The organism is Micromonospora sp. L31 (assembly GCF_052068075.1).
GTDB classification, from domain to species: domain Bacteria; phylum Actinomycetota; class Actinomycetes; order Mycobacteriales; family Micromonosporaceae; genus Micromonospora; species Micromonospora purpureochromogenes.
On sequence record NZ_JBQHDC010000004.1, the window covers coordinates 520172 to 533720 of the forward strand.

Consider the following 13549-nt stretch of genomic DNA (forward strand, 5'->3'; position numbering starts at 1 on the left):
CTCCCGGCGGTCGGCCGGTGGGGACCTCGGGGGTCCCCACCGGCCGGGATGTCACGCGGTGCGCTTGTACTTCTTGACCGAGCTGTCCTGGGCGATCGAGTCGGCGCCCTTCTGGCACTGGTCAAGGAACTCCGCCGGGCCGATCCGGCCGCTGAAGAACTCGCCGCACGCGGCGTCGACGAGGTTGCGCTCCAGCTTGCGGTAGTAGTTGTTGTAGACCCAGTTGAAGCCGTTGGTGCCGGACGCGTCCAGCGCCTTCACCACGGTGCTCAGCCCGTACGGCAGCTCGACGCCGTCGGTGGCGCCGGCGACCACGGTGAGGCTGGAGACCTTCTTGGTGAAGTCCTGGGCGCCCTTCTTGGACAGCATGGTCCGGAAGTACTCCAGGCCACCGGCGACGTTCTTCGCCTTCGCCGGCACCATGAACGGCTCGCCCGCGGTGCCCCGGACCGCCTCGAACGGCAGCCTGTCGCCGCTGCCCAGGCTCGGCGTCGGCTGGACCGTCATGTTGAACCCGGCCGGCGTGACGTCCTTCTGCTCGCTCTCCAGCCAGGAACCGCAGGAGATGAAGGCGGCCTTGCCCTGACACCAGGCGGTCTGCGACTGCTTGTGGTCCAGGCCGGGCGAGCCCTCCAGGATGTACTTGTCCTTGACGATCTGGTGCCAGGCGTCGGCCGCGGCCTTCATCGCGTCGGACTTCCAGGCGTTCGGCTCCAGGTTGTCGATCGCGGTGGCGACCGACGGCCCGCCGAACTTGATCGCGGTGGCGATCAGCGGCCAGCTCATGTAGCGCGGGTGCAGGCCGGCGTACGTCCAGGGGGCGATCCCGGCGGCCTTGATCTGCTTGCACAGTGCGATGTGGTCGTCCCAGGTCTTCCCGTACGACCAGTTGCGCTCGCCGAACAGCTTGGTGGAGTGCCAGATGCCGTAGACGGTGTAGGTGTAGTTGAACACCAGGAACTTGCCGTCGTACGAGCCGACCTCAACCGCGCCGGGCAACAGGGTGTCCTTGACGGTCTTGCCGGGGATGTCGAGGCTCGGGGCGGCGAGCAGCTCACCGAGGTCGGCGAGGGCGTTCTGCGAGACCAGGCCGTTGAAGTCGATCTGGCCGGCGCCGGAGTTGTTGACCACGTCCGGCGGGGTGCCGTCGACGAAGCGCGGCTGGAGGGTCTTGCTGATCTCCTGCGTGGCCGAGTGCTTGATCTCGGCCTTCGGGTACTTCTCCTTGTACATGGCCTCGTGGGCCTTGGCGTACTCCTCGCCGAAGCCGCCGTTGAAGATCACCACCTCGAGTGGCGCGTCCTCCTTGACCCCGAGGGGGTTCTGCTCACTCTTGGTGCCCTGGTAGGTGCCGCCGTCGGCCTTGTCGTCGCCACCGCCGGTGGCGCAGCCGGCGAGCAGGCCCGCCGCGGGGGTGGCCAGCAGGCCGGCGGCGGCGGTACGCCGCAGGATCTCACGCCTGTTCATCAGCTCTCCTCGGTTCGGGTGGGGCGGATCGCCGCTGACATCCGGTGGCGTCCGCCGGTCGAGGCACGTTGATTCTCTTCAGTTTGCCTGTTGCTGTTGAAGAATTTCTACGGCAGGAGCGCGTCGACTTCAAGACCCGGCGGCCGATCCGTTATCACCACCGGTCGCACCGCACTGGCATAGCCTGAGCCCATGCGCCGCCTGGGCCAGCTCGCGGAGCGCACGCCGGCAGGGCGGGAACGCTACGTCGACCTGCTCCGCGCGCTCGCGATCACCATGGTCGTCGCCGGCCACTGGGGCGTCACCGTGATCGGCCGGGACCCGGCCGGCCGGCCGACCGGGCACTCCGCGCTCGCCGACCTGCCGTGGGCGTACCCACTCACCTGGCTGGCCCAGGTGATGCCGGTCTTCTTCCTGGTCGGCGGCTATGCCAACGCGGCGTCCCTGACCCGCCACCGGGCCCGCGGCGGCGACGGGGCCGGCTGGCTGCTGGACCGCAGCGCCCGGCTGGTCCGCCCCACCAGCGCGCTGCTGCTGGTCCTCACCGTCGGCGCGGCGCTGGGCCGGCTGCGCGGCACCGACCCCACCCACGTGCGCACGGTGATCTGGTTCGCCACCATCCCGCTGTGGTTCCTGGTCGCCTACCTGCTGGTCGTGGCCCTCACCCCGCCGATGTACGCGCTGCACCGCCGCTACGGGCTCGCCGTGCCGCTGGCGCTCGTTGCCCTGGTGGCGCTGGGCGACCTCGGCCGGCTGACCGGGCCGGCGACGCTGGCCGCCGGCAACTACGTCTTCGGCTGGCTGGCGGTGCACCAGCTCGGCTTCGCCTGGTACGACGCCCGCACCCCCGCGACCGGGCCACCGTCCGGGCCGTCCGGGCCGTCCGAGCCGTCCGAGCCGTCCGAGACCGCACCGCCCGACCCGGCAGAGACGGCCCTCCCACCGTCGGGGTCCGACCGGCCGGGCGTACGCCGGCGACGCCTGCCCACCTCCCGGCCGACGGCGCTGGCGCTGCTGGTCGGGGGCCTGGCCGCGCTGATCCTGCTCACCATCGTCGGGCCGTGGCCGGTGGCGATGCTGAAAGTGCCCGGGGAGCGGCTGGACAACGCCTCGCCGCCGAGCCTGGCGCTGCTCGCCCTCGCCGCCGCCCAGCTCGGGCTGATCCTGCTGCTGCGGGCCCCGGCGCGACGCTGGCTGCGCCGGCCCCGACCGTGGCGGGTGGTGATCGCGGTCAACCTGGTGGTGCTGACGGTGTTCCTCTGGCACCTGACCGCCGCCGTGCTGCTGATCGGGCTGCTCGACGCCGTCGGCCTGCTGCCCACCCCACGGGCCGGCTCGGCCGCCTGGTGGGGCTGGCGGGTGCCCTGGCTGCTGCTGCTCACCGCGGTGCTGGCCGTGCTGGTCGCCGTCTTCGGCCCGATCGAGACGCGCAGCGCCCGGCACCGCACCGGGCGGCGGATTCGCCGGGCCGGCCGGGTCCGCGCAGCACTGACCGTCGCCGGGTACGCCGCCGTCATCGGCGGGCTGCTGGTCAACAGCGCCACCCCGAAGGCCGCCCCGGAGCCGCTCGGCACGCCCGTCCCGGCGCTGGTGGCGTACCTGGCCGGGGCGGGCGTGCTGCGGTTGCTCAGGTCTGGGTGGGGAAGCCGAGGTTGACCCCGCCGTGGCGCGGGTCGAGCCAGCGACTGGTGACGACCTTGCCCCGGGTGAAGAAGCGCACCCCGTCCTCGCCGTGCGCGTGCAGGTCGCCGAAGAGGGACGACTTCCACCCGCCGAACGAGTAGTACGCCATCGGCACCGGGATCGGCACGTTGATCCCGACCATGCCGACCTCCACCTCGTGCTGGTACCGGCGGGCGGCGCCGCCGTCGTTGGTGAAGATCGCCGTGCCGTTGCCGTACGGGTTGGCGTTGACCAGCTCGACCGCCTCGTCGTACGAGCCGACCCGGACGACGCTGAGCACCGGGCCGAAGATCTCGTCGGTGTAGATCGACATGTCCGGGGTGACCCGGTCGAACAGGGTCGGGCCGAGCCAGAAGCCGCCGGACTCCCCGTCCGGGGTGACGTCCCGGCCGTCGACCACCGGCACCGCGCCGGCCGCCACGCCGGACTCCACGTAGGAGCGGACCCGGTCGGCGTGCGCGGCGGTGACCAGCGGACCCATGTCGCAGCCGCGCCGCCCGTCGCCGGTGCGCAGCCCGGACATCCGTTCGGCGATCTTCGCGACCAGGGCGTCGGCGACCGGCTCGACCGCGACCAGCGCCGAGATCGCCATGCACCGCTCCCCCGCCGAGCCGAAGCCGGCGTTGACCGCCGCGTCCGCGGCCAGGTCCAGGTCGGCGTCGGGCAACACCACCATGTGGTTCTTCGCCCCGCCGAGCGCCTGCACCCGCTTGCCGGCCATCGACCCGCGCTGGTGCACGTACCGGGCGACCGGGGTGGAGCCGACGAACGACACCGCCCGCACCGAGGGATGGTCCAGCAGCGCGTCGACCGCCTCCTTGTCGCCGTTGACCACGTTGAGCACGCCGTCGGGCAGGCCCGCCTCGGCGAACCACTCGGCCAGCAGCAGCGCGGCGCTCGGGTCCTTCTCGCTCGGCTTGAGCACCACCGCGTTGCCGCAGGCCACCGCCACCGGCACGAACCACAGCGGCACCATCACCGGGAAGTTGAACGGCGAGATCACCGCCACCACGCCCAGCGGCTGCCGGAGGCTGTACGAGTCGACCTCGGTGGAGACGTTCTCGCTGAAGCCGCCGCGCAGCGCCGACGGGATGCCGCAGGCGTACTCGATCACCTCCAGGCCGCGCTGCACCTCGCCGGCGGCGTCCGCGAGCACCTTGCCGTGCTCGGCGGTGATCACCTCGGCGAGCCGGTCGCGGCGGGCGTGCACCAGCTCCCGGAAGGCGAACAGCACCGCCGTGCGCTTCGCCAGCGACGCGTCCCGCCAGGCCCGTGCCGCGCGCTCGGCCGCCTCCACCGCGACCGCGACGTCCGCGGCCGAGGCCAGCTCCACCTCCCCGGTACGCCGGCCGGTGGCCGGGTCGAAGACGTCCCCGCGCCGCGGGGAGCCGCCGGAGACCCGCTTGCCGTCGACGAAGTGCCCGATGACCGTCACGTCGTCCGTCCCGCTCATGCCGCCACCTCCGCCGAGGCGCAGGAGCGGATGGCGCCGACGAGGATGGCCAGCCCCTCGCGGGCCTCGTCCTCGGTCAGCGTCAGCGGCGGGCCCATCCGCAGCACGTTGCCGTGCAGGCCGCCCTTGCCGGCGAGCAGCCCACCGGCCCGGCACGCCTCGAAGACACGGGCGGTCAGCGCCGGGTCCGGCTCGGTGCCGCCCGGCCGGACGAACTCGACGCCGAGCATCAGCCCCTTGCCGCGTACCTCGGCGACGCAGTCGAGACCGGCCACGGCGGCGCGCAGCCCGTCGGCGAGGATCGCGCCGGTGCGGGCCGCGTTGGCCTGCAGGTCGTGGTCGCGCAGGTAGTCCAGGACGGCGTTGCCGGCGGCGGTCGAGATCGGGTTGCCACCGAAGGTGGAGAAGCTGATCGCCGGCACCGACTCCAGCACGTCGGCCCGGCCGACCACGCCGGCGAGGGCGAAGCCGTTGCCGACGCCCTTGGCGAAGGTGAGCAGGTCCGGGGTGACGCCGTGCGCCTGGTAGCCCCAGAAGTGCTCGCCGGTACGCCCCCAGCCGGTCTGCACCTCGTCGGAGATCAGCAGGATGCCGTGCTCGTCGAGAACCTTCTTCCAGGCGGCGAAGAGCCCGTCCGGCGGGGCCACGAAACCGCCCACGCCCTGGATCGGCTCGGCGATCAGGCAGGCCACGTCGCCGGCGGTCTGGGTGGCCAGCACCTCGCGCAGGTCCTCCACCGCCGCGTCGATCCGGTCGGACTCGTCCAGGCGGGCCAGCAGGCCGCGCAGCCGCTCGCCGGAGTGCAGCCAGGCCACCTGGAGCGGGTTGAGCGCGCTCGCCGACCAGCTCCGGTTGCCGGTGACGCCCATCGCCGCGTACGACCGGCCGTGGTAGCTGTTGCGCACCGCCAGGATCTGGTGGGAGCGGCGGTGGTTGGTGGCGACCAGCAGGGCGGCCTCGTTGGCCTCGGTGCCGGAGTTGGTGAAGAAGACCCGGGCGTCCGGGATGCCGGAGAGCCGGGCGATCTTCTCCGCCAGCTCCACCTGCTGCCGGATCAGGTAGAGCGTGGAGCTGTGCACGATGCCCGTGCGCAACTGGCGCTCCACCGCCTCCCGGATCTCCGGGATGTCGTAGCCGATCATGTTGGTCAGCACGCCGCCGAAGAAGTCCAGATAGGTCCGGCCCTGCGCGTCGGTCACCCGGCGACCGGAGCCGGACACCAGCTCGATCGGTTCGGCGTAGTAGAGCGGCATCCAGGACGGGAGCACGGCCCGGTGTCGGGCCAGCAGGTCGTCGGAGGTCATCTCGCACCCTTCAGCGGCGGCGGATTCGCGTTCCCCGCACGCTTCCACCACCCGGCGACAGGGACAACTGTCACTGTGTAGCGCAGCCGGGGTGGCGGCCTGACAGCGCGTCAACCTGCTCGGTGCGGTTTCCGGGGCGGCCCGCCTCCTTCGCAATCCTTTCCGGTGACATCTGAGCGATCCGCGACTCATTCCGCAGAGCGGCGGCCGGCTGGACCGCTCGCCCTACGCTGGGCCGGTCCCCCGGGTTGCAGGAGGTCCGACGTGCGGCTGGCGCAGACCATCGCGGAGCTGGAGCGGACGGCCGCGCGGGAGGTGGGCCGGGGCAGCGCGCGGCTGGCCGTACCGGCGGCCGGCGGCCTGCTCGCCGCCGCCCGCTCGCTCGCCGCGGCGCCCGACGCCGCCGTCCTCACCGGGTTCTACATCCCGGCCGCCGACCCGCCCGCGGCCGAGACCGACGGTCCGATCGGGGCGGTCCAGCTGGCCGCCGCGCTGCGCGCGCTGGGCGGCGAGGTCCGGCTGGTCACCGACGCGCCCTGCGCGCCGGTGGTCGCCGCCGCGCTCGGGGCCGCCGCACCGGACGTGCCACTGGACGTCGCGCCGGTCCAGGGGTACGACGACTGGGCCGGCACCGTCCTGCCCCGCTACGCCGCGCTCTCGCACCTGGTCGCCTGCGAGCGGGTCGGCCCCTGCCTCGACGGATGCCCGCGCAACATGCGGGGCGAGGACATCGGCGCCCACACCGCGCCGCTGGACCGGCTCTACACCGCCGGTTCCGCCTACCGGATCGGCATCGGCGACGGCGGCAACGAACTCGGCATGGGCCGACTGCCGGCGGAGCTGGTGGGCCGGGTGGTGGACCGGGGCGAGCGGATCCACTGCGTGGTCGGCTGCGACGCGCTGCTCGTCGGCGGCACGTCCAACTGGGCCGCCGCGGCGCTGGTGGGTGCGCTGGCGCTGCTGCGCCCCGAGGTGCCCGCCCTGCGCGACCTGCTCCGCCCCGACTGGTCGTACGGCGTGCTGACCGAGATGGTGACCAGGGCTGGCGCGGTGGACGGCGTACGCCGGCGGGCCGAGGTCAGCGTCGACGGCCTGGACTGGCCCGCGTACGCCGAGCCGCTGACCCGGATCGCGGAGCTGGTCGCTGCGGCGGGTTGACCGGCGGGCGTCGTTCTCACGTGGTCGCGCGGCGCTCGGCGGCGGTCGGACGCGGCCGGGGCCGGGCGCGCGGGGCGCCGGCCGCACCCTCCGGCGCGGGCCGGGTCGAGGGGTCCGGCGCGGGCCGGGCCGGCGCTGCCGGGGCGGGGCCGGCCGACGGGTCCGGGGTGGCGCCGGCCGGGGCGGGTTCGGCGCGGCGGCGGCGCGGCAGGTGCAGGGCGGTGGCCAGCAGCGCGAAGGCGGCCCAGCCCCCGGCCAGGGCGACGACCGGCGACGCGTCCTGGAGATGGTGGTAGGCGGTGAGGAACCCGACCAGCGCGAGGCTGTTGCGGGCGAAGTGCCGGCTGAAGTCGACCAGTTGGCGACGGGCCTCGACGGCGACCAGCACGCCGGAGTAGGGGAAGGTCACCACCATCCCGCGCAGCAGCTGGCCGAGCAGGCCGGTGAGCACCGCCCCGGCGAAGATCACCGCCAGCTTGGCCGGGGCGGGGAGGCTGTCCGGGCGGGCGTCGACCGGCCGCTCCGGTGGCGCGGGGACCGCCCGGGCGCGGCGGCGCAGCACCACCATGGCGAGCAGCCAGAGCGCCAGCGTGCCCGCCAGGGCCGGCCCGAACGGCACCGGGACCGCCAGCAGGCCGGCGCTCAACGCCACGTAGGCGGCGATCCCGGCCAGGTCGGCCAGGAGGATCGGCCAGCGCAACCGGTGGTGGGTCAGCGCCACGGTGACGAAGAAGAGGTTGAGGCCGAGCACGCCGAGCAGCTGGGCGCCGTCGACCCGGTGGTCCGTGGTGACCAGGGCCAGCGTCATCGGCAGCGGCAGGCTGTAGACGAACGCCCGCAGCCGGACCGAACGGATCACGCTGACCGCCCAGACCACGGCGGTCACCAGGAGCACGGCACTCCACGTCATGGCTGGCCCATCTCCGCTCCACCGCCCGCCGGCGCGGTCAGTCCTCGAAGGTCGCGACGTTCGCGCACAGGTCGAACACCCGGGTGAGCCGGTCGATGTCGGCGCGGTTGACCGAGAACTGGTTCTCGCTGATCTCCCCGTGCGCGCTCATCCTGGCCTCCCAGCAGCTCGAGCCGTCCCAGAGTGTCAGATTGACGTGCAGGTGCGGGCTGACGACACCCAGCGGCAGCAGGCCCACCCGGACCCCGGCCCGGCGTTGCTTCTCCACCAGCTCGACCAGCTGGTCGGAGAGCGTGGCGTAGGCGAAGACCCGGGTGATCCGCACCCCGCGCGCCAGGGCCGCCAGGTTCGCCTCCCAGTAGCGCCGCCCGATCTCGCTGCGCCACCAGCTCAGCTCGCCGCTGGCCCTCGGCGTCAGGTTGGTCAGCCCCTGCAGACTCCGGGTGCAGTCCCGGGTGGCGCCGATCAGGTCCTCGTCGTCGTCGCCCCGCCGGACCACCCGCCCCGTGGCGAGCTGCTCGGCCTCGATCCGGAACTGCTCGTAGCGGCGCTGCGCCTCCTCGGCGACCCGGGTGCCCGGGTGCCGCTCGACCGCCTCCCGGACGGCGACGACGATCTCCGGCGCGGCCTGCACCAGCCAGGGTGGCCCGTCCAGCAGCGTACGCAGGTGGAACCGGCGCTCCGCGCGGGCCAGCGAGTCCACCAGCAGCGAGATGGTGATGCCCATCAGCCCGGCCAGCAGCGACTCGACGCCGCTGGCGGCGTTGGTGAGGTCGAGCGTGACGGAGAGCGCGATCGACAGGGTGATGCCGACCAGCGCCACCGGGTCGGTGTGCGCCACCAGCCGGACCAGTCCACTGGCCGACCCGGTACGCCCGGTTAAACGTCGGCGGAGCACGTCGCCAGTCATCGGCAGCCCCCGATCTCGTCGGTGCGCCCAGCGTAGTGCCGATCCACAAGCGCCCCTCGTGGCCACGGCCGTCGGTACGATCCGGTGGTGCGGATCGCGGACGTGGCGCTGCCGAACTGCCCGGCCGGCGCGTCGCCCGCGCAGCTCGCCCGCGGGGTGCGGGCCTGGGTGGAGTCCCCGCCGCTGCGGGCGCTGGTCGCCCGGTTCGGCGGCGAGTGGCCGACCGGCGACCTGACGGCCGTGCTGGCCGGGCTGGACGACTTCTCCGCCCGGCACTGGGACTTCCGGGGCGGTCGGGAACGCCCCGAGGCGCGGGAACCGACCCTCGACCCGAGCACCGCCGCGCTGGTGCACGCCACGGCCGAGGCGCTCGGCCTGGTTCGCCCCGTGCGACCGGCCCACCCCCGGTACGCCCACCTGGTGGTCCTGGGCGGGCTGGCGCACGCCTGCCTGCGGCGCGTGGCGTTCGCGGCCCACCTGGTACGGCACGGGTTGGCGGTGGACGGGGAGGTGGCCGTGCTCGGCAGCTTCCGGCCGCTGTCCGAGGTGGAGCGGGACGTGCTGGCCGGGGCGGGGATCGCGGCCGACACCGAGGTCGACGCCCTCGACGCGGCGGTCCGCGCGGTCCTCGGAGTCGCCGCGCCCGACGACGAGGACGGGCACGACGCCGGCCACCCGCACCACTCCTGGTCCGCGCGGACCTACCGCTCGGACGGGCTGCCGCCGGTCCGGGTGCTCGCCGCCCCGTCCAGCGAGCCGGAGCGGCGGCGTGCGCACACGGCGGACACCCAGCGGTTCTGGGCCGGGCACGTCCGGCTCTCCCCCGGCGACGCGCTGCTGGTGGTGACCGCGCCGATCTACGTGCCGTTCCAGCACTGCGACGCGCTGCGCACCCTGGCGGTGCCGTACGGCTGCGCGATCGACACCGTCGGCGTCGACCCGGCCCTGCCCGACCTGGTCCGGCTGCCCGAGCCGGCCCTCACCCCGGGGCGCTACCTCCAGGAGATCCGCTCGGCGATCCGCGCGATGCGGGCCCTGCACGAGGTGCTCGGCTGAACCGCCCACGAGGCCGCTCGGATCGGGGGTGTCAGGCGTCGGCGTGCAGCGCGAGTGCCGTCCGGGTCGCGGAGACGAAGTCCCAGAACAGCGGCCGGGTGCTGTGCTTGCGTCCGTCCCAGGTGTTGGTGCCGAACATCGCCTCGCGCAGCGGCGTGGTCAGCTCCAGTTGGGCGCCCGCCCTCGACGCCGTCCGGTTGCAGATGTTCCGCGGGCTGGTCCCGTCGATGGCGCGGTTGACCCGCCGGGCGACGGTGATGTCCACCTTCGCCAACTCCCGGCGCAGCAGGTCCCGCAGCCCGGCGTCCAGCCCGCCGATCACCACCGCCTCGGCCCCGTCCGGCTCACCGGCCTGCCGGGTCGTGCAGCCGTGCAGGGCGACGGCGTGGCGGACCCCACCGCAGATCGACTCGGCCCACGGGTCGTCACAGTTCACCGAGGTCACGTGCAGGGCGGCGTTGCCGGAGCCGAGCAGCCCCTCGAACATCCAGTAGTGGTGCAGGCCCCTGCCGTCGGTGCTCGGCTCCAGGGTCGCCGGGTGGTAGCCGGCGACCGCGAGGCACAACTCCGACGTGCCCACCTCGATGCCGCCACCGTGCGGCGCGAGGACCGCCGTCCGCGTCGTCCCGGTTGCGCAGCCGGGCGGCTCGTCCGGGGCGCATCGATGGCAGTAGCGCAGGGCGTACTCGACGCCCTCGACGAGGCCCGCGGTGGCGTACAGCTCGGTGTTGGAACCGTACCGGTCGGTGGGGTGCGCGGTGGGCCGGCTCGGGCGGGGGCGGTCGGGATCCCCGGCCCGGTCCTCGGCGGAGGTCACCGCGCGGTGTCGGCGACCGCTTGGGCAAAGACCTCGGAGCGGTGCTCGAAGTTGCGGAACCGCCCGTAGCTGGGCGCGGCCGGCGAGAGCAGCACCACCCCGCCGGGCGGGGTGAGCTTGCGGGACAGCCCGACCGCCGCGACCAGGTCCTCGGCGAGTTCGGTACGCACCGCCGGCAGCCCGGCCAGCGCCTCGACGATGCGGGGGCCGCTGTCCGGGATGCCGATCACGGTGATCTCCCGCTCGGCCAGGTGCGCGGCGAGCGGGCTGTAGTCCAGCCCCCGGTCGGTGCCGCCGACGATCACCGTCAACGGCCGCCCCTCGTACGCGTCGATCGCGTGCATGGCCGCGTACGGGCTGGTGGCGAGGGTGTCGTCGACGAAGGTGAGGCCGGACGGATCGGCGATCTCGGTGAGCCGGTGGGCCAGCCCCTGGAACTCGGCGACCGCCACGGCCAGGGTGTCCTTGCGGGCCACCACGTCCACGTCGAGCGCGTCGAGCACGGCCAGCGCCACGCAGAGGTTGCCCTCGTTGTGCCGGCCGACCAGCGGCAGCACGGCGCGCGGGAAGAGCGGCTGATCGGCCAGGTGGAACCAGGGTGTGCCGTCGGGGCCGCTGGCCACGTTCGCGGTGTCCGGCCGGCCGGCGCGCACGGCGGCCCGGTCGCCCAGTTCCACGGCCAGCCGCGGGTCGGCGCCGTTGACCACCACGGTCCGCGGGCCGTACGCCAGCAGGTTGAGCTTGTCCCGGTAGTACTCCGCCTCGCCGCCGTGCGCGTCGAGGTGCTCGGGGAAGAGCGCGGTGACCACGGCGACGCGGGGCGAGTCGGTCAGGTCGGTGCACTGGTAGCTGGAGAGCTCCAGCACGTACAGGTCCGCCTCGGGCAGGTCCAGGGTGGGCACCCCGATGTTGCCGCCGAAGACGTTCGGCCGGTCCACCGCGGCGAGCAGGTGGCTGATCAGGCTGGACGTGGTGCTCTTGCCCTTGCTGCCGGTGACCCCGACGGTCCGCTCGGCGTGGTCGGCCATCCAGAGCGCGGTGCCCTGGGTGATCGTGGCCGCCCGCGCCCGCAGCTCCACCATCCAGGGGTGGGTGTTCGGCACGCCCGGGGAGCGGACCACCACGTCGGCGGCGGCCAGCCGGTCGAAGCCGGCCTCCCCGGTGATCAGGGGCGCGGCCTCGGCGAGCGGACCCTCCCAGGGCAGGGTGAGGAAGTTGGCGCTGTCGTCCACGGCGACCAGGCCGGCGGGGCCGTGCGCGGCGATGGCGGTCACGGCCGCCCGGCCCTCGCGGCCGGCCCCCCAGACGGCGACGGTACGTCCGCGCAGGTCAGACAGGCGCACGGGCTCTCTCCTCGGGGGTCTCGACGGCGTGGCACGGGGCACGGTCCGGCGCAGCCGGACACGGCCGGACGAACCAGGGCCTAGTATGGCGTGTGCCCAACGAGCAGCTCCGGCGGATGGACGCCTTCACCTTCCCGTCCTACTCGATCGACCTCGCCACCGGCGAGGCGTTGTTCGACTACAAGCTGACCGGTCCCGACGGTGAGCAGCGGTTCACCGAGGCCATCACCCTGCCGCTGCCCGCCGACCCGCCGTCGGACGAGACCGTGGCCACCCTGGGCCGGGTCCTGGAGCTGCTGCACGTGGTCGCCGGGGTCAGCTACTACAAGGCCGCCGCGCCGCGCCGGCTGGTGCTGCCGGCGCCGCTGGGCGCGGCCGCCGCCGAGCTGGTCACCGCCGTCTACACCAAGGGCCTGGCCGAGTACGCCTACCGCAACCAGCTGCCGCACGTGCTCGAACTGCGCCCGGAGGTGGCCTCCGGCACCGTCTCCCCGGCCCGCGAGTACGACGACTCCGACCGTCGTCCGCTCTCGGCCGTCGGCGGCGGCAAGGACTCCATCGTCAGTCTGGAGGCGCTGCGCCGGGCCGGCTTCGACCCGGTGCCGTTCTCGGTCAACCCGAACCAGGTGATCGTCTCGGTGAACGAGGCGTCCGGGCTCACCCCCCTCGCGGCCCGCCGGCGGATCGACCCGGTGCTGTTCGACCTCAACGCGGCCGGCGCGCTCAACGGCCACATCCCGGTCACCGCGATCAACTCGCTGATCACGGTCGCCACCGCCGTGCTGCACGGGCTCGGGCCGGTGGTGATGTCCAACGAGCGCTCCGCGTCGGACCCGAACCTGATCTGGAACGGTCACGAGATCAACCACCAGTGGTCCAAGGGCGTCGAGGCGGAGGGGCTGCTGCGGGCGGCGCTGGCCGAGCACGCCGGTCTCACCGAGCCGTACTTCTCGCTGCTGCGCTCGCTGTCGGAGCTGCACATCGCCCGGCTCTTCGCCGCGATCGACCGGTACGACGCGGTGGTGACCAGCTGCAACGCCGCGTTCAAGCTGCGCGACGCGAGCGAGCGCTGGTGCCGCGACTGCCCGAAGTGCCGGTTCGTCTTCCTGGCCATGGCGCCGTTCATGCCGCGCGAGCGGGTGGTGCGCATCTTCGGCGGCGACCTGCTGGCCGACCCGGCGCAGATCCCCGGCTACCGGGAGCTGCTCGGCGTCGACGGGCACAAGCCGTTCGAGTGCGTCGGCGAGGTGGAGGAGTCGGTGGTGGCGCTGAGCCTGCTCGCCGAGCAGGAGCAGTGGCGCGACGCCCCGGTCGTCCAGGCCCTGGCCGACGCGGTCCCGGAAACCGCCTGGTCGGCGGCGGCGTCCTCCGACGTCTTCACCCCCGGCGGCCCGAACTTCGTCCCCGCCCCCTACGCCAAGGCCCTCACCGCCCTCACCTGACCCCCG

General features: G+C 73.9%; 11 protein-coding genes. 4 read left to right on the forward strand and 7 right to left on the reverse strand.

What is annotated here, in order from left to right; translation table 11 throughout:
* Positions 1-51 precede the first annotated feature (51 nt).
* Positions 52-1467 carry an N-acetylglucosamine/diacetylchitobiose ABC transporter substrate-binding protein gene (gene ngcE / locus ACTMS9_RS15050; protein ID WP_441165236.1) on the reverse strand — a complete coding sequence of 472 codons (1416 nt, stop codon included), beginning with the start codon at positions 1465-1467 and terminating at the stop codon, positions 52-54.
* 192 nt (positions 1468-1659) lie between these two features.
* On the opposite strand from ngcE, the gene ACTMS9_RS15055 reads away from it, so the two are divergent.
* The gene (locus ACTMS9_RS15055; RefSeq protein WP_441165237.1) at positions 1660-3123 is read left to right on the forward strand and encodes an acyltransferase family protein; all 1464 of its coding nucleotides are present in this window, start codon (positions 1660-1662) and stop codon (positions 3121-3123) included.
* Here ACTMS9_RS15055 and ACTMS9_RS15060 read toward each other — a convergent pair.
* Complete coding sequence (locus tag ACTMS9_RS15060) at positions 3095-4585, reverse strand: CoA-acylating methylmalonate-semialdehyde dehydrogenase (RefSeq protein ID WP_441146835.1); 1491 nt, start codon at positions 4583-4585, stop codon at positions 3095-3097. The genes ACTMS9_RS15055 and ACTMS9_RS15060 overlap by 29 nt on opposite strands.
* 14 nt (positions 4586-4599) lie before the next feature.
* Entirely contained in the window at positions 4600-5907 is a 1308-nt protein-coding gene (locus tag ACTMS9_RS15065; RefSeq protein WP_441146721.1) for an aspartate aminotransferase family protein, read from the reverse strand.
* 264 nt (positions 5908-6171) lie between these two features.
* Between ACTMS9_RS15065 and ACTMS9_RS15070 the strand changes: the two genes are divergently transcribed.
* Positions 6172-7065, forward strand: coding sequence for a glutamate cyclase domain-containing protein (locus ACTMS9_RS15070; RefSeq protein WP_441165238.1), 894 nt, complete (start codon positions 6172-6174; stop codon positions 7063-7065).
* 16 nt (positions 7066-7081) lie between these two features.
* On the opposite strand, the gene ACTMS9_RS15075 is transcribed toward ACTMS9_RS15070, so the two are convergent.
* Both ACTMS9_RS15075 and ACTMS9_RS15080 read right to left on the reverse strand, forming a co-directional pair.
* The gene (locus tag ACTMS9_RS15075) at positions 7082-7975 is read right to left on the reverse strand and encodes a hypothetical protein (protein ID WP_441165239.1); all 894 of its coding nucleotides are present in this window, start codon (positions 7973-7975) and stop codon (positions 7082-7084) included.
* Between the two features lie 37 nt (positions 7976-8012).
* Entirely contained in the window at positions 8013-8885 is an 873-nt protein-coding gene (locus ACTMS9_RS15080; RefSeq protein ID WP_441165240.1) for a hypothetical protein, read from the reverse strand.
* 87 nt (positions 8886-8972) lie between these two features.
* On the opposite strand from ACTMS9_RS15080, the gene ACTMS9_RS15085 reads away from it, so the two are divergent.
* Positions 8973-9941 (forward strand): hypothetical protein, encoded by a 969-nt coding sequence (locus tag ACTMS9_RS15085; protein ID WP_441165241.1) that lies wholly within the window; start codon positions 8973-8975, stop codon positions 9939-9941.
* Positions 9942-9972: 31 nt separating this feature from the next.
* On the opposite strand, the gene ACTMS9_RS15090 is transcribed toward ACTMS9_RS15085, so the two are convergent.
* Positions 9973-10758 (reverse strand): poly-gamma-glutamate hydrolase family protein, encoded by a 786-nt coding sequence (locus ACTMS9_RS15090; RefSeq protein WP_441146730.1) that lies wholly within the window; start codon positions 10756-10758, stop codon positions 9973-9975.
* Complete coding sequence (murD, locus tag ACTMS9_RS15095; protein WP_441146732.1) at positions 10755-12101, reverse strand: UDP-N-acetylmuramoyl-L-alanine--D-glutamate ligase; 1347 nt, start codon at positions 12099-12101, stop codon at positions 10755-10757. The genes ACTMS9_RS15090 and murD overlap by 4 nt, the downstream gene beginning before the upstream one ends.
* Before the next feature lie 92 nt (positions 12102-12193).
* On the opposite strand from murD, the gene ACTMS9_RS15100 reads away from it, so the two are divergent.
* A complete protein-coding gene (locus ACTMS9_RS15100) occupies positions 12194-13543 on the forward strand; it encodes a hypothetical protein (protein WP_441165242.1) in 1350 nt (449 codons plus the stop codon).
* Positions 13544-13549: the final 6 nt, after the last annotated feature.